Source organism: Bradyrhizobium sp., from assembly GCF_016219575.1.
In the GTDB taxonomy this organism is placed as follows: Bacteria; Pseudomonadota; Alphaproteobacteria; order Rhizobiales; family Xanthobacteraceae; genus Bradyrhizobium.
This window is the reverse complement of the sequence record NZ_JACRMG010000009.1, coordinates 1,199,883-1,221,202: the sequence shown is the minus strand read 5'-3', so window position 1 is coordinate 1,221,202 and position 21,320 is coordinate 1,199,883. Positions and strand designations below refer to the sequence as shown.

The 21,320-nt window shown below is 64.6% G+C and carries 20 protein-coding genes; 13 read left to right on the top strand and 7 right to left on the bottom strand.

Annotated elements, in window-relative coordinates; all coding sequences use genetic code 11:
- Position 1: 1 nt before the first annotated feature.
- The 5 genes from HZB49_RS10880 to HZB49_RS10860 all read left to right on the top strand — a co-directional run bounded on the left by HZB49_RS10880 (position 2) and on the right by HZB49_RS10860 (position 5,182).
- Positions 2–910 carry an AAC(3) family N-acetyltransferase gene (locus HZB49_RS10880; RefSeq protein WP_291610957.1) on the top strand — a complete coding sequence of 303 codons (909 nt, stop codon included), beginning with the start codon at positions 2–4 and terminating at the stop codon, positions 908–910.
- On the top strand, positions 910–1,170 hold the full coding sequence (locus HZB49_RS10875) for an acyl carrier protein (protein WP_291610955.1): 261 nt from the start codon (positions 910–912) through the stop codon (positions 1,168–1,170). Before HZB49_RS10880 ends, HZB49_RS10875 begins: the two co-directional genes overlap by 1 nt.
- Positions 1,167–3,137, top strand: coding sequence for an HAD-IIIC family phosphatase (locus HZB49_RS10870; protein ID WP_291610953.1), 1,971 nt, complete (start codon positions 1,167–1,169; stop codon positions 3,135–3,137). The genes HZB49_RS10875 and HZB49_RS10870 overlap by 4 nt, the downstream gene beginning before the upstream one ends.
- 146 nt (positions 3,138–3,283) lie before the next feature.
- Positions 3,284–4,189, top strand: a complete 906-nt coding sequence (locus HZB49_RS10865) for a dihydrodipicolinate synthase family protein (protein WP_291610951.1) — start codon at positions 3,284–3,286, stop codon at positions 4,187–4,189.
- 30 nt (positions 4,190–4,219) lie between these two features.
- Positions 4,220–5,182: an SDR family NAD(P)-dependent oxidoreductase gene (locus HZB49_RS10860; RefSeq protein ID WP_291610949.1), complete on the top strand. Its 963-nt coding sequence runs from the start codon at positions 4,220–4,222 to the stop codon at positions 5,180–5,182.
- 164 nt (positions 5,183–5,346) lie between these two features.
- Here the strand turns inward: HZB49_RS10860 and HZB49_RS10855 are convergent, their stop codons facing one another.
- A complete protein-coding gene (locus HZB49_RS10855; RefSeq protein ID WP_291610947.1) occupies positions 5,347–5,799 on the bottom strand; it encodes a GcrA family cell cycle regulator in 453 nt (150 codons plus the stop codon).
- Between the two features lie 53 nt (positions 5,800–5,852).
- Positions 5,853–6,050 (bottom strand): hypothetical protein, encoded by a 198-nt coding sequence (locus tag HZB49_RS10850; protein WP_291610945.1) that lies wholly within the window; start codon positions 6,048–6,050, stop codon positions 5,853–5,855.
- Positions 6,051–6,313: 263 nt separating this feature from the next.
- On the opposite strand from HZB49_RS10850, the gene HZB49_RS10845 reads away from it, so the two are divergent.
- Positions 6,314–6,664, top strand: coding sequence for a GrlR family regulatory protein (locus HZB49_RS10845; protein WP_291610944.1), 351 nt, complete (start codon positions 6,314–6,316; stop codon positions 6,662–6,664).
- A 216-nt stretch (positions 6,665–6,880) separates the two neighbouring features.
- Here the strand turns inward: HZB49_RS10845 and HZB49_RS10840 are convergent, their stop codons facing one another.
- The gene (locus HZB49_RS10840) at positions 6,881–7,411 is read right to left on the bottom strand and encodes a Crp/Fnr family transcriptional regulator (protein WP_291610942.1); all 531 of its coding nucleotides are present in this window, start codon (positions 7,409–7,411) and stop codon (positions 6,881–6,883) included.
- A gap of 95 nt (positions 7,412–7,506) precedes the next feature.
- Between HZB49_RS10840 and HZB49_RS10835 the strand changes: the two genes are divergently transcribed.
- The 3 genes from HZB49_RS10835 (at position 7,507) to HZB49_RS10825 (ending at position 10,019) form a co-directional block, all read left to right on the top strand.
- Complete coding sequence (locus HZB49_RS10835; RefSeq protein ID WP_291610940.1) at positions 7,507–7,983, top strand: hypothetical protein; 477 nt, start codon at positions 7,507–7,509, stop codon at positions 7,981–7,983.
- A gap of 226 nt (positions 7,984–8,209) precedes the next feature.
- Positions 8,210–8,731: a PAS domain-containing protein gene (locus tag HZB49_RS10830; protein WP_291610939.1), complete on the top strand. Its 522-nt coding sequence runs from the start codon at positions 8,210–8,212 to the stop codon at positions 8,729–8,731.
- On the top strand, positions 8,706–10,019 hold the full coding sequence (locus tag HZB49_RS10825) for a methyl-accepting chemotaxis protein (protein ID WP_291610937.1): 1,314 nt from the start codon (positions 8,706–8,708) through the stop codon (positions 10,017–10,019). Before HZB49_RS10830 ends, HZB49_RS10825 begins: the two co-directional genes overlap by 26 nt.
- A gap of 495 nt (positions 10,020–10,514) precedes the next feature.
- Here HZB49_RS10825 and HZB49_RS10820 read toward each other — a convergent pair whose 3' ends face one another.
- Entirely contained in the window at positions 10,515–11,456 is a 942-nt protein-coding gene (locus tag HZB49_RS10820; protein ID WP_291610935.1) for an acetamidase/formamidase family protein, read from the bottom strand.
- Positions 11,457–11,522: 66 nt separating this feature from the next.
- Between HZB49_RS10820 and HZB49_RS10815 the strand changes: the two genes are divergently transcribed.
- The 3 genes from HZB49_RS10815 to HZB49_RS10805 all read left to right on the top strand — a co-directional run bounded on the left by HZB49_RS10815 (position 11,523) and on the right by HZB49_RS10805 (position 14,455).
- A complete protein-coding gene (locus HZB49_RS10815; protein ID WP_291610933.1) occupies positions 11,523–12,320 on the top strand; it encodes a YdcF family protein in 798 nt (265 codons plus the stop codon).
- Positions 12,321–12,377: 57 nt separating this feature from the next.
- Complete coding sequence (locus HZB49_RS10810) at positions 12,378–13,166, top strand: DUF169 domain-containing protein (protein WP_291610931.1); 789 nt, start codon at positions 12,378–12,380, stop codon at positions 13,164–13,166.
- 110 nt (positions 13,167–13,276) lie between these two features.
- A complete protein-coding gene (locus tag HZB49_RS10805; RefSeq protein ID WP_291610929.1) occupies positions 13,277–14,455 on the top strand; it encodes a saccharopine dehydrogenase NADP-binding domain-containing protein in 1,179 nt (392 codons plus the stop codon).
- A gap of 4 nt (positions 14,456–14,459) precedes the next feature.
- On the opposite strand, the gene HZB49_RS10800 is transcribed toward HZB49_RS10805, so the two are convergent.
- The 3 genes from HZB49_RS10800 to HZB49_RS10790 all read right to left on the bottom strand — a co-directional run bounded on the left by HZB49_RS10800 (position 14,460) and on the right by HZB49_RS10790 (position 18,669).
- Positions 14,460–15,719: an O-antigen ligase family protein gene (locus HZB49_RS10800; RefSeq protein ID WP_291610927.1), complete on the bottom strand. Its 1,260-nt coding sequence runs from the start codon at positions 15,717–15,719 to the stop codon at positions 14,460–14,462.
- 141 nt (positions 15,720–15,860) lie between these two features.
- The gene (locus HZB49_RS10795) at positions 15,861–17,417 is read right to left on the bottom strand and encodes an undecaprenyl-phosphate glucose phosphotransferase (RefSeq protein ID WP_291610925.1); all 1,557 of its coding nucleotides are present in this window, start codon (positions 17,415–17,417) and stop codon (positions 15,861–15,863) included.
- A gap of 115 nt (positions 17,418–17,532) precedes the next feature.
- Positions 17,533–18,669 (bottom strand): glycosyltransferase family 4 protein, encoded by a 1,137-nt coding sequence (locus HZB49_RS10790; RefSeq protein ID WP_291610924.1) that lies wholly within the window; start codon positions 18,667–18,669, stop codon positions 17,533–17,535.
- 337 nt (positions 18,670–19,006) lie between these two features.
- On the opposite strand from HZB49_RS10790, the gene HZB49_RS10785 reads away from it, so the two are divergent.
- Entirely contained in the window at positions 19,007–21,304 is a 2,298-nt protein-coding gene (locus HZB49_RS10785; protein WP_291610922.1) for an exopolysaccharide transport family protein, read from the top strand.
- The last annotated feature ends 16 nt before the right edge of the window (positions 21,305–21,320 follow it).

Sequence of the window (21,320 nt, the reverse complement as noted above, 5' to 3'; positions counted from 1 at the left end):
CATGCCCAGCGCGCTTCGCAGCATCGTCAAACGCATTGCCCAGAAGGCGCTGGGGCAAGGCAATGTGCGCGACTTTGTCCGCACCCGGCGGCTGTGGCTGGACAAGAAGATCTATCGCCGCCCGGTCGAGGTGGCCGAGCTGCGCCAGCGCCTGATCGATCTCGGCGTGACCCGCGGCCGCACGCTGTGGGTCCAGTCCTCCTGGAACGAATTCTTCAACGTTCCGATGAAGCCGAGCGAAGTGATCGATCTCCTGCGCGATCTGATCGGCCCGGAGGGAACGCTGGCGATGCCGGCCTTTCCGATCGATCATGACGCGAGCAAGGTGTTTATGGTCGACCGCGCGCCGGTCTACACCGGGCTGTTGTGCGAAGTGTTTCGCCGCGTGCCGGGCGTGCAGCGAAGCATCCATCTCACGTCCTCGGTTTGCGCCATCGGCCCCAACGCGGATTTCCTGGTCCGGGATCACCACCGCACCGTCTTGACCTGGGGCAAGGATTCGCCGTTCTGCCGGCTGATGGATGTGGATGCCCGCATGCTCGGGCTCGGCGCCACCTTCAATTTCATGACGCCGCTGCATGCGGTGGAATGCCTGCTGTATGACGAGATTCCTTTCTTTCACGGGGTGTTCAACGGCACGATCCGCTACCGCTGGAAGCGCGCCAGCGGCGAGACCGGCGAACACGAATTCCTCAAGCGCGGCGGAGATATACGACCGCACCGGCTGCGGCGGCATTTCGGGCCCGACATCTGCACGGACACGAAACTCTCCAATTTGAAGATGATGGCCGCCGATGCTAAACCCTTCATCGAACATGCGGTCGCGCTCGGCCGGAAGGGGATCACGATGTACATTGAGCCGGTTCCGAGGAAGGAGCTGTTCGTTCCAATTTCGAGGCCCGCGATCTGATGGACGGCGCTTCCGGCAACACGCAGGCATCAATTCTCGACAGGCTGCAGGAGATATTCCGCGCCGAGCTCGACGATGACGATCTCGTCATCGGCATGGACACGCGCCAGGCCGACCTGAAGGCGTGGGACAGTCTTGCGCATATCCGTCTCGTCAGCGGCGTCGAGAGCGAGTTCGACTTCCAGTTCAATCTGTCCGAAATCGAGCAGATCAGCTCGGTGCGCCAGTTCGTGGATGCGATCCGGGAACATCTGCAGTGACGGAAGCGACAGCCAGGCCTGCTGCGAAATTGCCGGTGCAGGCACTGCCCTGGCTGCCGCGCCCCGCAGGCAAGATGCGCGACGGCATCGCGGCGCTTCCTGCCGATCCCCTGGAAGCACTGGGCGCGCTGCGCGCGCTCGCACAAGCCGGATGGGACGAGGCCGAGCTGCGGCTGCTTGGCCGCAAGATCAGGAACATCGTCAAGTCGGCGCCGCCTTCGCTCACCGCCGACGCGCGCAAGCAGGGGTTCGTGCCGGTTCACCTGCTGATCCTGTCGGCAAGCACGGCCAACCATCTCGCGGACAGCCTGATCGGCACCGCGATCCGCTTCGGTTTCCTGTTGCAGCTCACGATCGCCGAGTATGAGGAACCCGAGCCGTGGCTTGCGCGCCATCGGGATGAGCTGACAAATAATCCGCCGGACTTCGTGCTGATCGCGTCCGACAATCGCATGCTCCGTCTTGCGGCATCGCTCGGCGACGAGGAAGCCGCGGTGCGGACGGTCGACGCTGCGCTGGCGCAGGTGATGCGGATTGCGGAGGTTGCGGTTGCCGCAACCGGAAAGCCGGTGATCCTGCAGACGCTGGCCGGCGATCCCGATGCGTCGCAGATCAACATGGACCTCGGCCTCGCCGGCAGCCCGCGCCATCTCGCAAGCGAATTCAATCGCCGCCTCGCATCGCAAGCGCGGCAGGCCGGCCACTTGTTGCTTGACATCGACAGCATTGCCGCATCTGTTGGGCAGGGTGCCTGGTCGGCAGGGCGCTACTGGTACGCCGCGAAATATCCATTCGCGGTGGCGATGGCACCGCTCTATGCCGACCACGTCATGCGTATCATCGCAGCCCAAATGGGCCGCTCGCGCCGCGTGCTCGTGCTCGACCTCGACAACACGCTGTGGGGCGGCATCGTCGGTGACGACGGCATCGAGGGCCTGGCGCTCGGCACCGGTTCGCCGCTCGGCGAGAGCTACTCCGCGCTGCAGCGGATGGCGCTCGCTTACAAGGAGCGGGGCATTTTGCTGTGCGTCTCCTCCAAGAACGACGAGGCCATCGCGCTCGATGCCTTCCGCAACCATCCCGAGATGATCCTGAAGGAAGACGACATCGTCGCCTTCCGCGTCAACTGGGACGACAAGGCTGCCAACATCAAGGCGATCGCCGCTATGATCGATCTCGGGCTCGAGAGCTTCGTGTTCCTCGACGACAATCCTGCCGAGCGCAAGCGCGTCCGCGACGCCCTGCCGGCCGTGGCGGTGCCCGAATTGCCCGACGACGCAAGCGAATGGATTCCGGTGTTCCAGGCGGCCGGCTATTTCGAGCAGACCGGCTTTTCGCGCGAGGACCGGCAGCGCGCCGGGATGTACAAGGCGAACGCCAGGCGCGCCGCCCAGCTCGAGCGGATCGGCAATCACGACGACTACCTGCGCTCGCTCGACATGACGCTCGCGATCGCGCCGTTCGACCAGCCGGGGCGGAAGCGGATTGCGCAGCTGATCTCCAAGTCCAACCAGTTCAACCTGACCACGCGGCGCTACAGCGAAGCCGAGGTCGCCACACTGCAGGCCAACCCCGATGCCGTCACCGTGCAGGCACGGCTGGCCGACATGTTCGGCGACAATGGCATGATCTCGGCGGTGATTTGTCTGAAGCACGGCAAGCGCTGGGAGGTTGACACCTGGATCATGTCCTGCCGCGTACTCGGTCGCAGGGTCGAGGAGGCGATCCTGCAGCATCTGGTTCAACAGGCCCGCGCGGCCGGCGCCGGCGAGCTGGTCGGCCGCTACATCCCGACCGCCCGCAACGGCCTCGTGAAGGATCATTTCGAGAAGCTCGGCTTTGCACGTCTCGGTGCAGAGCCGAACGGCGAGACTGTCTGGCGGCTCGACGTCGGCCAATATTCCGATAAGGAGTTGCCGATGAAGATTGAGGCAACCGCGCCCGCAGGCTCCGCTTCCGCAGCCTGATCGGCGCGATGTTCCACATCCCGCAACCAGCGCGCGGTGCCATGCGCTCGCGGCATGTGGATTGCCCAGCCGACATTCGCTAGTCTTTCGTCCAACCGGTCGATCAGCGAACCGGGTCAACGGGATGGAAACAGCGAGGGCCGGCCATGAAGATTCGTCCGACTGGCGTGATACCGCCGATGACAACGCCGTTCACCAGCAGCGGCGAGATCGACCTCAAACTCGTGGCGCCGCAAGTGGGCTGGCTGATCGGCGCCGGCTGCCATGGCATGGCGGCCGGCGGCTCGACCGGCGAGGGGCACACGCTCGACCATGAGGAATATCGCGACCTGATTGCGGCGACCGTCGAGGCGGCGAAAGGCCGCGCGCCCGTGATCGCCGGCATCATCGTCGACTCCACCCGCGACGCGATCCGCCGCGGCAAGCTGGTGCGCGACATGGATGTTGCCGCGTTGCAGGTGACGCCGGTGCACTATCTGTTCAAGCCGGACGAGCAGGCGATGGTCGATCACTTCCGCCGCATGGCCGATGAAACCGGCATGCCCATCATCATCTACAACGTGGTGCCTTGGTCGTATCTGTCGCCCGCGCTGCTGACCCGCATCATGACCGAGGTGCCGCTGGTGGTCGGCGTCAAGCAGAGCGCCGGCGACCTCAAACTGTTTGCCGACCTCATGATGATGGCGCCGGACAAGCTGATCTACAGTGCGGTGGACGCGCTGATGTATCCCTCCTACACGCTGGGCGCCCACGGTTCGATCGCCGCTATCCTTACCGCCGCGCCGCATGCCTCGGTGGAGCTGTGGGATGCGGTGAAGGCGGGCGATCACGCCACGGCGCTCGAGCTGCACAAGAAGCTGCTCACGGTGTGGAACGCCGTCATCGCCGACAATCTGCCGGCCTGCACGCGCTATGCGCAGACGTTGCAGGGCCTGCCGAAAACATATCCGCGGGCGCCGATGCCGGAAGCCTCGCCCGCCCAGCAGGCCGCCATCGGCAAGGCGCTGGCGGGGCTGGGGGCGCTCGGCGCGCAGGTCGAGGCCGCGGAATAGGTTGCCAACGAGAAAGGTCAACGAGACTCCATGAAGGATTTTGCCGGAAGGATTGCCGTCATTACCGGTGGCGGCACGGGGATGGGGCGCGAGCTCGCGCGCCAGCTGGTTGCGGAAGGCTGCAATGTCGCGATGTGCGACGTCTCGCCGGAGGCGATGGCCGAGACCAAGCGGCTGTGCGAGGCGGAAAAGCTGCCGCAGGGCCTGCGCGTCACCACCCATGTCGCCGACGTTTCGATCGAGGATCACCTCAAGCGATTCCGCGACGAACTGGTCGAGCAGCAGCAGACCGACAGGATCCATCTCCTGTTTAACAATGCCGGCATCGGCGGCGGGGGCAGCCTGTTCACCAACACGCGCGAGCAGTGGGAACGCACCTTCAACATCTGCTGGGGCGGCGTCTATCTCGGCGTGCGCACCTTCCTGCCGCTCTTGGTCAACGCCGACGAGGGGCACATCGTCAACACCTCCAGCGTCAATGGTTTCTGGGCTTCCGTCGGCATGGGCGTGTCGCACACCGCCTATTCGGCCGCCAAGTTCGCCGTGAAGGGCTTTACCGAGGCCTTGATCAATGACCTCCGCCTCAACGCCCCGCACATCAAGTGCTCGGTGGTGATGCCCGGCCATATCGGCACTTCCATCGTCGCCAATTCGCGGGTGATCCAGACCGGCAGCGCGGAGCTTTCACCGAACGATATTCTGGCGACGCGTCAGCGGCTGCAGGGCATGAACGTCGACACCTCGGCCATGACGGATGCCGACATCCAGAAATTCGCCGACGATCGTGCGCGGACGTTTCGCGAGGAGGCGCCGACCTCGGCGGCAGCGGCGGCCCGGATCATTCTCGACGGGGTCAAGGCGGGCAGGTGGCGCATCCTGGTCGGCGACGACGCCCACAAGCTCGACGAGCGGGTGCGTCAATCGCCGGAACGCGCCTACGAGCCGGAATTTTACCAGAACTTCGTCAAGGAAGTCGGCTGGCGCATCGGCTAGAGCTTCGGTTCTGATTGAATCAGAACCGAAGCTCTGGATTCTTGATTTGACGCGTTTTCTTTACGCGAACCGGTATCCACTTCGCTTGAAAACGCTCTGGCCCTTTGGCACATGACCCGACCCGGCGCCCGCTTTGATGCGGCACGCCGGGCCGGGATCACGCGCTAACCGGCCCTCCGCGCCAGCGAACGATAGGCGAGGCGGGTGTGGCCCTGGCAATAGGGCATGCCCGCGAGCGGCGTGTTGCCGCAAAACGAAAATTCTTCGGCCTCGGCGTTGACCGGCCAGCGGCAGCGCTCCTTGCTGAGCTCCAACAGCGAGCAGCGGCGCTCGCTGACGACGGGTGCCTCGGTGAAGGCGGCTTCGTCATAGACTTGCCGCAGCATCTCGTATTGCAGCCGTGGCACCGAACGCCCGCGGCGCTCCCGCGGCTTTTTCGGCCGCGCCTCGTCGCCGCTTCTTTCGCGCGACAGCCCGAGGCGGGAGAGCTTTCCGATCACGGCATTGCGGCTGACCCCGATCTCGGCCGCGATCTGCCGGCAGGAGAGGCCGGCGGCAAAATGGGTTTTCAGGAGTTCTAGGCGTTCGGTGGTCCAGGTCGGTGCAGTGGCAAACATGCTGGCGGTCCCAATTCTTGGTGTGCCGCCGCCTCCCATCCTCCTCCCGACGGTCACGACTTCCCGTTGTCGCGGATCGACAGCAGCCCGTCCTTGATGGCGAGCCTGATGCCTTCCTCGATCAGGGTCCTTGCAACGCCGGGAACGCTTGTGCCGTGGGTGCCCTGTCTCACCAGCTTTTCTAGATAAGTGATGGTCGAGAGCGCCAACGTAACGGGAATGCGGTCGGTTTCGGCTTTTTCCGTAGCCATGACGCACGCTAATCCGTGAACGCTGTACTGAAAAGTATCTATTTAGACTCTATTAAGAGATGTTGCCGTTCGTCAACAGCTTGTTGGGTTTCTCCGGTATTTTGCGGGAATCGCTACAGAATTCGGCGCCATGGCAGCGGGGTCCCGGGCGCCCAGCTGCACCGCGGTCGGCAAGACGCCGGGCTGCTGCGCTTTTTTTCCGGATTGTGCGAGCTTGTCGGCTGCGACGATGATCCGTTTTCGTGGGGGCAGGGCGCGTTGCCATGGGTGGCGTGAGAAACGGTCTCTACACGGTCGAGACTGAAATGACCGACGGCGGGCGAGGGCACGCCACCGGCGTCATCGTGCTGCTCGACGGCAAGATCGCCGGCGGCGACGCGCATTTCTACTACACGGGCTCCTACACCGCCGCCGATGGCAAATGGCGCGGCGAGTTGACGACGTTCCAGCATGCGAAGCCCGTGGGTGTGCTGCCGCTGTTCGGCGGCCGGGAGGTCACCTGTGGCTTCAGCGGCATCTATTCCGACGACGACGCGGTCGTCAGCGGCACCGCGCTGGTCGGAAAGACCAGCGTGCAGTTTCAGACCAGGCTGAAGTTTCGCGAGGCGTTGTGAGGGGCGGGTGCGCGTTCACGCTCCACATGTCATGCCCCGCGCATGCGGGGCTTCCAGTACGCGGCGGCTTATCGATCTGACCTCCGGCGTCTCTGGAATGCTGGATCACCCGCCTTCGCGGGTGAGGGCAACCGGGTTTGTGGATTCGGCCCGTCAAACAGCGATGAGGGTGTGCGGCAGCGCGGCAGGTTTTCGCACGGGTTAACGTGGCATCCACTAACGACGCCTGGCGAGTTCTCGATAGAGGGCCTCGGGGCTTACCGCGATTTCGTTGGCGACCAGTTTCCATTCGCCCTTCGCGGGAGAGGCGCCGCCATTCCACGCGATCCATGCATCGAGCCTTGCGGCAACCGTCTTCAATGAGAGAATTTCCGAGCGTAGCCGCGCGCGTTGCAGTTCCTGCGCCAGGTAAATCGCCCAGACATCGCTGAAGCCGGCATTGTTCGCGAGCAGTTTCCTGAAGCCTGTTTTCGCATACGCCCTCGTCTCGGCGGGGCCGGATGCAACGGCATCGCAATGATAGGTTTCGGAATACAAGGAGGCTTCGGCCAGGATCGACCCCGGGCCCGCCCTCTGAAGGATCAGGGTGGAGCCGTCGTCTTGATGCCGCACCAGATGCACCGATCCAGCGAGCACGAAGTGCACTTCCTTCACGGCATCCCCGCGATGGAACACCGCCTGGCCACGGTCGAAGTCCCGCCGCCGGGCAACGAGCCCTTTCAGGAAAGGTTCGATGGCATGCGACATGATTGCTATCATGTCGTGGGAGCCGGCCATGTGGCAAGGACTGACTGTTCGCCGGCGGCTTGCGAGGCGGCCGTTCGGGATTCTTGGGAGGATCGATGCGGCTTCTTGCGATCATCATTGCCGCCGGCCTGGCTTGCGGCAGCGCGACGCTCGCCGTGGCTCAGCATCGACACGGACATGATGCGTCGGCCCCCGTCGCTCCGGACACGCGGCAGTTTGTAAAGTTTCCGAAGCCGCTGATCGAGCACACGCTGGCAAATATGCGCGATCATCTCCAGACGTTGCAGGAGATACAATCCCATCTGGCCTTGGGCCACACTGACGTCGCCGCCAAGCTTGCGGAAACGCGGCTTGGGATGTCGTCGCTGGGACTGCACGGGTCTGCCGAAGTCGCCAAATACATGCCGCAGGGAATGCAGGAGGCCGGCACGGCGATGCATCGTGCCGCAAGCCGGTTTGCGATCACGACGCAGGAGGCGGGCGTCACCGGCGATCTGAAGCCCGTGTTTGCGGGGCTTGCCGAAATAACCGCTCAATGCGTGGGGTGTCACGCGGGCTATCGGCTGAAATGAAGCAGCACAGGATGCGGTCGGAGACGGGTCCTCCGCATGAGGAAAGATTTCCTGTAGCGCCAAGCCGGCAGCTGAATACCGATTGCGAATGAATCCCAGCTGCTGCGCGATGTCCTACGTAATCGTCCGGAGGTCTGCCGCTCCGCGATGCTCATGTTCGGTTAATACTGTTCTCCTAGCGTCGGGAAGACGGCGCAACGGCGCGCCGCTTGCTCCAGGGGCAGCGATGACACGAACCGTGCGGGCGACCGGTATCGAGAACGTGCTCGGCGACGAGGAGCTGATCGTATCGAAGACCGACCTGAAGGGTCGCATCACCTACGCCAACGACGTCTTCGTCCGCATGGCAAAGTATCCCTACAGGGAATTGCTGGGCGCCCCGCACAGCCTGGTCAGGCATCCCGACATGCCGCGATGCGTGTTCAAGCTGTTGTGGGACACGCTGGAGTCGAAGCAGGAGATCTTCGCCTACGTCGTCAACCTGGCGAAGGACGGCAGCCACTACTGGGTCTTCGCCCATGTGACGCCCACCCTCGACGAGAATGGCAACATCGTCGGCTACCATTCCAACCGCCGCAAGCCGGAACGCGTTCCGATCGAGCGCATCAGCCCGATCTACAAGGCGCTCAGCGCAGAGGAAGCCCGGCACGCCAATGCCAGGGATGGCATGCGCGCGAGCTTCGACATGATGGTCGCTCTGCTGAAGAAACAAGGCGTTGGTTATGACGAATTCGTGCTCGCTCTCTAGGATACAGGCGGCGAGCGGTCTTGCAGGCCTTCTCGCCATCGTCGCGCTCGCCGGACTGGCCGTTGCCGATCCGGTCCCCCGTATGCCGGCCGGGGCCCTGCTGGGCGCCATCGTCGTCCTGCTGGCCTATTGCGCGTGGAGCCTGAAGCGTGTGCTCGCGGCGGTCAGCGAAGCCTCGAGGGTCTGCAGCGGTGCCGCCCGGGGCGATCTCGAGGCGCGCGTCCTCAGCGAACGACTGCCGGGCCGGATTGGTCTGATGCAGAAGTCGATCAACGACATGCTCGACATCACGGATGCCTTCGTGCGCGAGGCGTCTGCGTCGATGGACTATGCGAGCCACGGCAAGTATTTCCGGAAGATCATGGTGCGCGGCCTGCCGGGCTCGTTCCGTCATTCGGCCGGCGTCATCAACGCCGGAACCGACAGCCTGGGCCGGCGGGTGAACGAGGTCGGCAATCTGTCGAAGGAGTTCGGCGCGCAGCTCGACGGGATCGCCGGCAAACTGGTGGATGCGGCGGCGAATCTCGAAGCCGATGCCGGCACGATGGCGGCTGCCGTCGAGAAGACCGGCCATCGGACGGCCAGCGTGATGACTGCATCCGGCCAGGCGTCCAACAATGTGCAGACCGTGGCCAGCGCAGCAGAGCAACTGGCGTCGTCGATCGCGGAGATCAGCAGCCAGGTTGCCCGTTCCACCGACAATACCGGCCGCGCCGTCAGCGAGGCTCACCGCGCCGGCAGCGAGATCCGTGTCCTCGCCGAGGCTGCGATGCAGATCGGCGACGTGGTCAAGCTGATCAGCGAGATCGCGGGGCAGACCAATCTGCTGGCCCTGAACGCCACCATCGAGGCGGCGCGCGCCGGCGAAGCCGGACGCGGATTCGCAGTGGTCGCCTCCGAGGTCAAGAGCCTTGCCACGCAGACCGCAAAGGCGACGGAGGAGATCAGCGCCAAGGTCAGCGAGATGCAACATAGCACGACCGCATCGGTTGCAGCGGTCGAGGTGATCGCGCGGACCATCGATGAGGTCAATGGTATCGCTTCCGCGATCGCTGCCGCGATCGAGCAGCAGGGGGCGGCGACCCAAGAGATCGCACGCAACATGCAGCAGGCGTCCGCAAGTACCTCGGAGGTTTCGTTCAACGTCGGCGGCATCAGTGCGGCCGCCGCCGATACCGGCGAGGCGGCCATGCGCGTCAATGGCGCGTCCGAAAGCGTCCATGGCCAGGTTGCGATGCTGCGCCAGCAGGTCACGAGTTTCCTGCAGCGGCTCAATGCTGCCGCATAGGCCGCCGGGTAAGTCAGAACAGTTCGCGATAAATTCCGAGGCTGGACATGATCAGCACGATCAGCGTCCAGATCACCGGGCTATTCAACCACTGCAACACCATCGCCACCCCATTCGGCAAGAATCTCCGGGTCCGGCAAGCCGCCCCAGTCGGCAGGACCGTCTCCGCTCAATCGTCGTGTGAACTCACGCCTGCGGACCCTGAGTCCGCATTGCTTCGCCACGTTCGTCGACGAATATGGTGAGTGTGCTGCTTGATGCAGCGGAGGCCGGGCTTGTCGCAATTCACGATTTGCTCGCGCATTGTTGATGCGCTGCGATCAAATCCGATCGCGGTGTGGCGCGTAGGCAACGCGCGTTAACGCTTGTGGCAACGAATCACGGTGCCGTAGTGCTGTAGGATGGGTAGAGCGAAGCGAAACCCATCGCCTTCGTGCTCGGTGGAGAGTGCTGATGGGTTTCGCTTCGCTCTACCCATCCTACGAAGTCGCGCTCTTATCCGTGCACGACCGTTTTCGCGATCATGCAGTGGATGCCCTTGGAGCCATTCACCGTCTGCGTTACGCGCAGATCGGCGGCGAGGCTGCACAGTGTGTAGGCGTCCTCGCGCGACAGATTGCGCTTCTCGCCGAGCAGCACGATCATGTCGCGCAGCGCGCGCACAACGCACTGGTCGAGATCGGGATCGAAAGCCATGGTCATGTAGTGATCGGCGGTCTCGGCGCGGGGAGAGGCGAGCGAAATGTCCTTGCGCAGCGTGAGGCGGAAGTGGCCCTGCAGCGCGGTCTCGATCGCGGTGACGCAGACCTCGCCGTCGCCCTGCACGCCGTGGCCGTCGCCGCAGGAGAACAGCGCACCCGGCACGAACACCGGCAGATAGAGTTTCGCGCCGGCGCCCAGCTCCTTGTTGTCGAGATTGCCGCCCATGGCGCGCGGGATCAGCGAGGTGATGCGGCCCCAGGCCGGCGGCGGCGAGGTGCCCATCACGCCGAAGAACGGCTTTAGCGGCAGGTCGAGCCCCCAAGGGAGGCGGCCGACCATGCGCGCGCGATCGAGGGGAATATTGAGGATGCGCGTCTCGTGGAAATCGTCGGGCAGGGTGCCGGCGAGCGGGCGGATCAGATTGTAGCCCCAGTCCTGCCGGAGCTGGACGTCGAGGATGTCGACTTCCAGCACGTCGCCGGGCATGGCGCCCTCGACCGCGATCGGCCCGGTCAGGATATGGCCGGGCACCATGCGCTCGGATCTCGCGTGGATATCGAACAGCTCGGGCGGGATGTGGAATTTGCTTTTGTCCGGCAACACGTCCGGGCCGCCGCTGACGGTGTCGACCGTGACCTCGTCACCGCTCTTGATGGTCAGGACCGGCTTCAGCCTGGCTTCGAAGAAACCCCAGTGGCAGGTTTCCGGGCTGGAATGCAGCTGATGATGGGTCATGAGCGGTCTTTTTATTGTGGCCGGGTCAGCGTATGACGCTGTAGCAGACTTTTCCCAGGGGTGTTCTTGTTTTTCGCTGCATCCAAGACCGTCGGCTACTTGTTGTTGCCGAGCAATTTCCTGATCGGACTGGGGCTTGCAGGCGCAGTTCTGCTGCTGACGCGGTTTGCCCGGCTGGGGCGGAGGTTGATGGCGGCTGCGCTGGTGGGGCTGGCGATCTGCGCCTTCTCGCCGCTTGCCAATTTCGTGCTCTATCCGTTGGAGAGCCGCTTTCCGAAGTGGGACTCCTCGCGCGGCGAGCCTGACGGGATCATCGTGCTCGGCGGGCCGCTCGATGCGGATCTGTCGGCCGCGCATGGCGTGCCCGTGATCTCGGGGGCAGCCGACCGCATCATCGCTGCTGCGACGCTGGCGCATCGCTATCCCAATGCGCGGCTGGTCTATAGCGGCGGCAGCCCGAACTTGCTGCACAACGACGCCAAGGAGGCCGACTACGCCACCGCGTTGTTTCAGGGACTCGGGATTGCGAAATCGCGCCTGACGATGGAACGGCAGTCGCGCAACACCGGGGAAAACGCCGAATTATCGAAGGCGATCGCCAAGCCGAAACCTGGCGAGCGCTGGCTGCTGGTGACATCGGCCTATCACATGCCGCGCTCGATGGGGGTGTTTCGCAAGGCGGGATTTCCGGTCGAGGCCTATCCAGTGGACTGGCGCGTCGGCACCAGGGAAGATCTCTTCAAATACTACGTCACCGCCAACGACGGGCTGCAGCTCGTCGACATCGGCGTGCGCGAGTGGCTGGGCCTGATCGCCTATCGCATCGCAGACCGCACCGACGCGCTGCTGCCGGGACCGCAATAGCGCTGCCGCACCAATCGGGCTAGACTCGGCGCAAACGATCATCCGGGAGAAAATACCATGCAACAACAATCGCCGCCCGAACAGTTCGACCTCGAAGGCCTGGTAGCCGATCTCAACAGCCTGCTGCGGTTGAAGACGACGGTCATCGGCATGAAGCTGTTCGCGACGGTGGAGGAGATGGCTGCAATCCCGAAAATCCGCCGGCCCAGCGCCATCCATACCACCGACCAGATCGTCAGCATGGCCTCGCGGCTCGGCTGGACCGTCGGCATCACCGGCGACGACCTCGTCGGCGCGCAGTGCCGCGCGGTGATTGGGCTCGCGCCGCAGGACGAGAAATGGCTCGCGGGCGAGAGCTATGTCGGCGTCTGGCACGGCACGGCGGAAGATGCGCGCAAGCGGCAGGAAGCGCTCGACGTGGTGCCGTTCGGCCAGTACAAGGCGCTGGCCGTGAGCCCGCTCACCAGCGGAAGGCTCAATCCGCCCGACATTTGCCTCGTCTACGCGACGCCGGGCCAGATGATCATCCTGATCAACGGGCTGCAATATACCGGCTACAAGAAGTTCGAATGGGGCGTGGTCGGCGAGACCGCGTGCGCGGACTCCTGGGGGCGGGCGCTGAAAACCCGCGAACCGAGCCTGTCGCTGCCCTGTTTCGCCGAGCGCCGCTATGGTGGCGTGCCCGACGAAGAGATGCTAATGGCGCTGCCGCCGGCCTATCTGGCCAAGGCGATTGCGGGGATGAAGCAGCTCGCGAAAAACGGCCTGCGCTATCCCATTGCGCCATACGGCATCCAGGCCGACGTGCGCGCCGGGATGGGTGTGAGTTACGCGGGGAAGAAGTAATTGCTGTCATTCCGGGATGCGCGAAGCGCAGACCCGGAATCTCGAGATTCCGGGTTCGACGCTTCGCATCGCCCCGGAATGACGGCAGGTGAGTTTCAGAGGAAGAAAGAATGTCTTCGCCAAAATTCGACATCGTAGTTTACGGCGCCACCGGGTTCACCGGGCGGCTGGTCGCCGAATATCTCGCCGCGCATTACAAGGGCGACGCCGACCTGAAATGGGCAATGGCCGGGCGCAGCAAGGACAAGCTCGCTGCCGTGCGAGATGAGATCGGCGCGCCCAGGGATACGCCGCTGATCGTGGCCGATGCCGGCGATCCCGCCTCGTTGAAGGCGATGGTGGAGCAAACCAAATCCGTCATCACCACCGTCGGACCGTACATGCTCTATGGCAACGAACTGCTGGCGGCGTGCGTCGCGGCCGGCGTCGACTATTTCGATCTCTGCGGCGAGCCGGTCTGGATGCGGCAGAAGATCGAGCAGCACGAGGCGGCCGCGAAAAAGAGCGGCGCGCGCATCGTGTTCTCCTGCGGCTACGATTCGCTGCCGTTCGAGCTCGGCGTGTTCTGTGCGCAGGAGGAGGCGAAGAAGGCATTCGGCGCGGCCGTGCCGCGAGTCAAGGGCCGGGTGCGCGAGATGAAGGGTACCTTTTCAGGCGGCACGGCGGCGAGCATGCGCGCCATTTTCGAGGCGGCGGCGAAGGACCTCAGCCTGGTCACCATGTTGCGCGATCCGTTCGTGCTGACGCCGGGATTTGACGGACCGAAGCAGCCGCTGGGCAACCGGCCGCTCTATGATGAAGACCTCAAGACCTGGACCGCGCCGTTCGTGATGGCCAACATCAACACGCGCAACGTCCACCGCTCCAACCTGCTGCTCGGTTTCCCCTACGGCAAGGATTTCGTCTACGACGAGATGGTGGTCACCGGCCCCGGCGAGCAGGGCGAAGCGATTGCCAGGAAGGTGATGGCGGCCAACAACAAGCTGTCGGGAACCGATGTGCCCAAGCCGGGCGAAGGCCCGTCGAAGGAGGAGCGCGAGAGCGGCCATTACGATCTGCTGTTTGTCGCGCTTGCGCCCGACGGCCGACAGGCGCGTGCGGTGGTCAAGGGCGACCGCGATCCCGGCTATGGCTCGACCTCGAAGATGATCTCGGAATGCGCGATCTGCCTGCTGCGCGACGCGGCCGACACGGCGCCGGGAATCTGGACGCCCGGTGCTGCGATGGGCCACAAGCTGATCAAGCGGCTGGAACAGCACGCGGGGATAACGTTCCGGGCGGAGAAGTAGGTGCTTACGCCGCCGGCCCGGCGACGGGTCGCTCGGCGGGCGTGGTGTAGCGCTGGGCTGCGGCGAACATGCCCCACATGCAGCCCAGCATCATCCAGAAATGCCGCCAGTGGTCGGTGTCGATGATGAAGCTTTCGCCGACCGTGCCGAGGAAAGCGGCGAAGATGGCGTGGTATGTCTTCTGCCAGGGCACGCGCACGAAAACGTAGCGGAAGCCGACGATTACGGTGGTGAAGATCAGCGCGGGATAGCAGATGCCGGCGAGCCAGCCGCCGGACATGAAGGCGTTCAGGTAGGAGTTGTGGGTGTCTTCCGGAAAGTAGCGGTTGAACTGCAGCGGGCCGATGCCGAACGGCAGGTCGAGCGCCATCTCGGCGCCGAGGATGTGGCGGCCGAACCGGCCAAAGCGGCCGGAATCATAGCCTTGGTCGAAGCTGGCACGCTGCTTGAACATCTGCGCGATGGAATCGAATGACAGCAGCACGGCGACCAGCATGGCCGCGAGGATCACGGCAACCAGGGCCATCACGATGATGCGCGAGCGCTGCCGCTGCGAGTTGCTGGTCAGCACCATCAGGGCCAGCATGAAGGCGGCCGTCATCGCAAGCCCGCCCCAGGCGGCGCGCGAGAACGCCAGCAGGATGGCGAGCGACATGATCACAAAGGCGATGCTGCTGCGGAGCGATTTTCCGAGCCGGTCGGAGACCACGCTCTGCAGCACGAAAAGGGCGGGCAGGATCAGGAACGCGCCGAGCACGTTCGGGTCCTTGAAGGTGCCGCGGGCGCGGTCATAGAGCGTGAGGAGGTCGCGGCCGCCGGGAACGAGGTTGAAATAGCCTGCGATGCCGGCGAGCGCCGCGATCATGGCGCCGACGATCAGGCCGCGGCGGAGCATGTCGAGGCGCGCCTGCGTGTCCTCCGACACCACCATGGCGAAGAACACCACGGTGACCGCCATGTACCAGGATGTCGCCACCCAGTTGGCGACGTTCGGCCGGTCCATCACCGCGACCGCCGAGATGGTGTAGCCGACATTGAGCAGGAACAGCAGCAGCAACGGCGGCATGAACACCAGCCGCATCCGTACGCCGGTGGCGAAGAAGACGACGGTGGCAAGCAGGGTTGCGATCTCGTAGGGGCTCGGCTCGATGAACACGATCGCGCCGGAAGCGCCGACCAGCCATACCAGCGCCCGCTGCAAGGCGAGCAGGCCGGGCGCCGCAACGGGCGCTAAGGTATTGCCGGCGGATGCCGCATAGGCCATCGGATACTCACGCAACGCTCACAAAACACAACTACTTCCGTCATCGCCCGGTTTGACCGGGCGGTCCAGTATTCCGAGCCAGCGAGGCTTGGCCTCAACGCCGCGGCGTACTGGATGCCCCGCCTTCGCGGGGCATGACGACTAATACGCGTTCTCGTTCTTGGTCAGCAGGGCGAGAGGCGTCTTCAAGAGGATGTACAGGTCGAACAGCACCGACCAGTTCTCGATGTAATAGAGGTCGAACTCGACGCGCTTCTGGATCTTCTCTTCATTGTCGATCTCGCCGCGCCAGCCGTTGATCTGCGCCCAGCCGGTGATGCCGGGCTTGACGCGGTGGCGGGCGAAATAGCCGTCGACGGCCTCGTCGAACAGCCGGCTCTGCAGCTTGCCCTGCACCGCATGTGGACGCGGGCCGACCAGCGAAAGGTTGCCCTTGAACACCACGTTGAACAGCTGCGGCAGCTCGTCGAGCGAGGTCTTGCGGATGAAGCGGCCGACGCGGGTGACGCGCGGATCGTTCTTGGTCACGACCTTGGAGGCGTTGGGGTCAGCCTGATGGTGATAGAGCGAGCGGAACTTGAAGACGTCGATGCGCTCGTTGTTGAAGCCGAATCGCTTCTGGCGGAACAGCACCGGGCCGGGGCTGTCGAGCTTGATGGCGAGCGCCACCAGCGCCATCACCGGCAGCGCCAGCAACAGGCAGATGCTGCCGACGATGCGGTCGAACAGCCATTTCATCACGAGGTCCCAGTCGGTGATCGGCGCCTCGAACACGTCCAGCGTCGGCACGTCGCCGAGATAGGAATAGGCGCGGGGACGGAAGCGCAGCTTGTTGGTGTGGGCGGAGAGGCGGATGTCGACCGGCAGCACCCACAGCTTCTTCAGCATCTCCAGGATGCGCGTCTCGGCCGAGATCGGCAGCGCGAACAGCACGAGATCGACGCGGGTGCGGCGGGCGAATTCGACGATGTCGTCGACCTTGCCGAGCTTCGGGCTGCCGGCGCAGGCCTCGAGCGCCCTCGTGTCATTGCGGTCGTCGAACACGCCGAGCACGTGGATATCGGAATCGTCCTGCCTCTTCAGCGCCTCGACGAGCTGCTCGCCGTTCTGATCGGACCCGACGATCACGGTGCGGCGGTCGAGCCGGCCGTCGCGGGCCCAGCCGCGCACCAGCGCGCGCAGGAACAGGCGCTCGGCGATCAGCCCGATGAGGCCGACCAGGAAAAAGCCGCCAAGCCACAGGCGCGATACTTCGCCGCCGAGCTTGGCAAAGAACGATGCGCCGATGAACAGCAGGAACACGAAGGCCCAGGCGGAGATCATCCGCGTCATCTGCCGCAGTTGCCCGCGGAACATGTCGATGTCATAGAGGTCAGCGGCCTGGAAGCTGATTACGGTGGCCAGCGTCATGCCGAAGATCGCCGCGGGATATTCCCATTGGAAGCCGCTGCGCGGCGCGACATATGCGAAATAGACCGACAAGCCGATCAGGCCGATCAGCGCAAAATCGGCGATCCGCACGGCGCCAGCAATCACGATCGGCGAATAGGCTGACGGTACCTTCTGGTTGGTGACGACGAGGGCCGCCGGCGTCAGGCGACGGCGTCGCTCGACCGGCGGACGGTCGGCGGTTGAGCTTGCGGCCATCGCCGCACTGGCCGCGGCGTCCAGCATCGAGCGAGCGTTAATCGGTTCCACGTTGTCCACATCCGTTCTTGGGCAACACGTAAGCATGCGTGTGCCGCAGCGGAATTGCCCACTGCTTGGACTTACGGGACAAATTCGAAGAAACAGTTACGTTGGTAAATAACGGTTAACGATTGGCAAACGCGTCGCGGTATCCCGCCAGCACGCCCTCGACCATGGCCTTCTGGGAGAAGTGCTGGAAGATGCGCTCGCGCAGCGATCTGGCGCGGGCCTGCGCCGCCTCCATGTCGTCGAGCGCGCCCTCGATGGCGTCGGCCATGGCGCCGACGATGTTCGGGGCGAACAGGGCGTCGGCATGATCGGGGCCGAAGATCTCGGGGATGCCGCCGACATTGGCCGCCACCATCGGCATGCCCGCAGCGGCCGCCTCGATCACCACATAGGGCATGGAATCGCCGCGGGAGGGCACGACCAGCAGCGAGCCCTTGGAGAAGCCGTCGCGCGCCTTGACGTGGCCGATGAAACGCACGGCCTCGCCGAGGTTTAGCCGGGAAACCTGCGCTTTCAGATGATCCATCTCCTCGCCTTCGCCGCCGAGCGTCAGCGTCACGGTCCTGCCGTCGGCGCGCAGCCGCGCGACCGCGTCGATCAGGAGATCGGCGCCCTTGATGTGGCGGAACTCGCCGACATAGCAGACGTCGGTCGCATCGTCCGCCTTGACGACAGGATCGAATTCGCCTGCGGTGACGCCGTTGAAGACGGTGCGCACGAGCCCCCGGGGCACGCCGATGGTGCGTTGATAGGTGTCGCGCGCGAACGCGCTCTCGAACAGGAACAGGTCGGTGTTGTTCATCAGCGCGCGCTCGAGGCGGCTGTAGATCTGGCCCTTCAACGTCGAGAGCGGGTAGTGCAATGAACCGCCATGCGGGGTGTAGACGCGGATGGTGTCTGTGGAGGCGCCGCGCAGGCGGATGAAGGCGCCGGCCTTGGCACCATGGCCATGCAGCACATTAGGCTTCAGGCGCCGGATCAGGCGCGCGAAATGAGCCCAGACCAGCAGATCCAGCGGCACGGGTTCGCGCCTGATTGCAAGGCGATGCACGCCGAGCTTCAAGCGTGGTGCGATCTCGGCGAGCGCCTGCTCGGCGCGTTCGCCGCCGGTCAGGCTGTCGGCGATGATGCCGACCTGGTGGCCGCGGTCGGCCTGGCCATTGGCGAGGTCGAGGATGTGACGGAAAATGCCGCCAATCGGCGCGCGCACCGCGTGCAGGATACGAAGCGGCTGGCCATCGATCACAGGCATGGTCAGAACCAGCGCTCCCAACTGGGCAAGTTGCCGCGGCTCGTGTCCTGGCTGGTTGACGACGGCGCTGCGACCAGCGCGGTTCTTCCCGTGCAGCCCGATGGTGCGAGCGCAGGCAACGGGCACACAATGGCGGCGCGAGCGCCTCGCATTTCGAGAATCCTGACGAAACTATTGCGGCCGATTAAGGGCTTTCATGGTTAAGAAAGCATGACCGGCGGCCTTCGAAAACCCCGTGTGGTGGCGGTCGCGGGCGGGAAGATTAACCCAGCCTCAACCTTAATGGAGTGTAATCGGTCACGTTGCAGTAGAGTCGTGGCGTCCGCGGGAGAGTGCGATGCGTTTGGCGTTCTGGGGTGCCGACAAGGCGAAGGCTGTTGTGCAGAGGGCAGTGCCCAAAGCCGTGCCTGCGCCCGCCGTCGCCTACAAGCCCGCCGCCGCGATTGCCGACAGCGGAGATCTCGATCTGCGGGCGCTTGGACAAGCGCTCGCGCGCAGGCGCGGCTGGATCATCGTCCCGACCGCGCTGGCGCTGGTGATGTCCGTCGTCGCCGTCAATCTCGTCACGCCGCGCTACAAGTCCGAAGCCCGCATCCTCATTGACGGGCGCGAAAACGTGTTCCTGCGTCCGAATGCCGATCGCACCGAGGAGCGCTCGGCGCTCGACGCGGAGGCGGTGACCAGCCAGGTGCAGCTCGTGCTGTCGCGCGAGCTCGCACGCGAGGTGATCGCCAGGAACAGGCTCGCCGAGCGTCCGGAGTTCGATCCGGTCCTGACCGGCGTCTCGCCGCTGAAATCGCTGCTGGCGATGGTCGGCATCGGCCGCGATCCCTTTGCGATGACGCCGGAAGAGCGGGTGCTCGACGCCTATTACGAGCGGCTGACGGCCTACGCCGTCGACAAGTCGCGCGTCATCGTTATCGAATTCCAGTCGCGCGATCCGGAGCTCGCCGCGAAAGTCGCCAATTCCATCGCAGACGGTTATCTGGTGCTGCAGCAGGCGGCGCGGCAGCAGCAGGCGAAATCGGCCGGCCAGTGGCTGCTCGGCGAGATCGACAGTCTTCGCACCAAGGTCTCCGAGGCCGAATCGCGCGCGGAGGATTTCCGTTCCAGGTCGAGCCTGTTCATCGGCACCAACAACACGACGCTGTCGAACCAGCAGATGGGCGAGATCAATACGCAATTGAACAACGCCCGCGCGCTGAAGTCGGACGCCGAAAACAAGGCGAAGCTGATCCGCGAGATGCTGCAGGGCGGCAAGCCGATCGAGGCTTCCGAGGTGCTGAATTCCGAGCTGATCCGGCGGCTGTCCGAGCAGCGCGCGACGCTGCGCGGGCAACTTGCCGAGCAGTCCTCCACGCTGCTCGACGGCCATCCCCGCATCAAGGAGCTGAAGGCGCAGCTTGCCGATCTCGACCGCCAGCTGCGCGACGAGGCGAGCAAGGTGTCGCGCTCGCTCGAGAACGACGCCCGCATCGCCGGCGGCCGGGTCGACAGCCTGAGCGCCAGCCTCGACCAGATGAAGAAGCTGGCGACCTCGACCAACAGCCAGGACGTGCAGCTGCGCGCGCTGGAGCGCGAGGCCAAGGCGCAGCGCGATCTGCTCGAGTCTTATCTGGCGAAGTATCGCGAGGCTACCGCGCGCGAAAACATCGACTCCGGCCCTTCCGATGGCCGCATCATTTCCCGTGCCACCGTGTCGAACATCCCGGCCTATCCGAAGAAGCTGCCGATCGTGCTGATTGCGACACTGGCGACGCTGCTGCTGACCAGCGGCCTGATCGTGACCGGCGAATTGCTGCGCATGACCGCGCCGCGCGCCATAGCCGCGACGCCGGTTCTCGCCCCGGCGACTGAACCGGTCTTTGCCGAAATGCCGGCAGCAGCGCCGGTCCCGGCACAAGCCGCTGTCGAGGAGCAGGTTGCAGGACCGGCCGCTGCGCGCATGCCGGAACCGGAACCCGCCGCCGTCGCCGTCGCCGCCGAGCCCAATTCCGACGAAGCCAGCATCGCACCATCGGCGGAAGTACCGCCGCTCAACGAGATCGAGCATCTTGCAGCCGAGCTTTGCGCGCCCGGCGACGTAGCGCGCAAGATAACGGTTCTCGGCACGGCTGCAGGCGAGGACATTACACTGACCGCGCTGACGCTGGCGCGCCTGATGGCGGGGAATCTGAAGGTGGCGCTGGTGGATCTCGCGGCATCCTCGTCCATCCTTGCGGACGCATCCGTCGACGCCAATGCGCCCGGCCTTGCCGAATTGATGCAGGGCGAAGCCTCGTTTACGCAGGTGATCACGAAGGACAGGTTCTCGCGCGTGCATCTGGTCGGCGCCGGCCGCCCTGGTTTCGACCGCGCGCTGCTGCAATCACCGCGGCTGTTGCTCGCGATCGATGCACTGATGCGGGTCTATGATCGCGTGCTGCTGGATGCCGGCACCGCCTCCGACCTCCCGGCGGAACTGCTCACCGCGCTTGCCCGTGCGGTGGTGGTGCCCGATGCCGCCATGGAGAAGGACGCCCGTGCCCAGATGGCCGCCGAACTGACGGCCGCCGGATTCTCCGCGGTGACGATGCTGAGCAAGGCCTGCCAGCCCGAGAAGTTGGCGGCGGGTCCGCGGGTGGTGGCGGCCTGAACGAAATAGCTCTTGA

What these genes read in the sequence shown, in the direction of transcription:
- HZB49_RS10845 (WP_291610944.1), top strand. Translation starts at nt 6,314, where the DNA reads ATGGGTGGCGTGAGAAACGGTCTCTACACGGTCGAGACTGAAATGACC.
- HZB49_RS10825 (WP_291610937.1), top strand. Translation starts at nt 8,706, where the DNA reads ATGACGAATTCGTGCTCGCTCTCTAGGATACAGGCGGCGAGCGGTCTT.
- HZB49_RS10875 (WP_291610955.1), top strand. Translation starts at nt 910, where the DNA reads ATGGACGGCGCTTCCGGCAACACGCAGGCATCAATTCTCGACAGGCTG.
- HZB49_RS10880 (WP_291610957.1), top strand. Translation starts at nt 2, where the DNA reads ATGCCCAGCGCGCTTCGCAGCATCGTCAAACGCATTGCCCAGAAGGCG.
- HZB49_RS10805 (WP_291610929.1), top strand. Translation starts at nt 13,277, where the DNA reads ATGTCTTCGCCAAAATTCGACATCGTAGTTTACGGCGCCACCGGGTTC.
- HZB49_RS10835 (WP_291610940.1), top strand. Translation starts at nt 7,507, where the DNA reads ATGCGGCTTCTTGCGATCATCATTGCCGCCGGCCTGGCTTGCGGCAGC.
- HZB49_RS10865 (WP_291610951.1), top strand. Translation starts at nt 3,284, where the DNA reads ATGAAGATTCGTCCGACTGGCGTGATACCGCCGATGACAACGCCGTTC.
- HZB49_RS10860 (WP_291610949.1), top strand. Translation starts at nt 4,220, where the DNA reads ATGAAGGATTTTGCCGGAAGGATTGCCGTCATTACCGGTGGCGGCACG.
- HZB49_RS10830 (WP_291610939.1), top strand. Translation starts at nt 8,210, where the DNA reads ATGACACGAACCGTGCGGGCGACCGGTATCGAGAACGTGCTCGGCGAC.
- HZB49_RS10850 (WP_291610945.1), bottom strand. Translation starts at nt 6,050, where the DNA reads ATGGCTACGGAAAAAGCCGAAACCGACCGCATTCCCGTTACGTTGGCG.
- HZB49_RS10855 (WP_291610947.1), bottom strand. Translation starts at nt 5,799, where the DNA reads ATGTTTGCCACTGCACCGACCTGGACCACCGAACGCCTAGAACTCCTG.
- HZB49_RS10800 (WP_291610927.1), bottom strand. Translation starts at nt 15,719, where the DNA reads ATGGCCTATGCGGCATCCGCCGGCAATACCTTAGCGCCCGTTGCGGCG.
- HZB49_RS10840 (WP_291610942.1), bottom strand. Translation starts at nt 7,411, where the DNA reads ATGTCGCATGCCATCGAACCTTTCCTGAAAGGGCTCGTTGCCCGGCGG.
- HZB49_RS10820 (WP_291610935.1), bottom strand. Translation starts at nt 11,456, where the DNA reads ATGACCCATCATCAGCTGCATTCCAGCCCGGAAACCTGCCACTGGGGT.
- HZB49_RS10785 (WP_291610922.1), top strand. Translation starts at nt 19,007, where the DNA reads ATGCGTTTGGCGTTCTGGGGTGCCGACAAGGCGAAGGCTGTTGTGCAG.
- HZB49_RS10790 (WP_291610924.1), bottom strand. Translation starts at nt 18,669, where the DNA reads ATGCCTGTGATCGATGGCCAGCCGCTTCGTATCCTGCACGCGGTGCGC.
- HZB49_RS10810 (WP_291610931.1), top strand. Translation starts at nt 12,378, where the DNA reads ATGCAACAACAATCGCCGCCCGAACAGTTCGACCTCGAAGGCCTGGTA.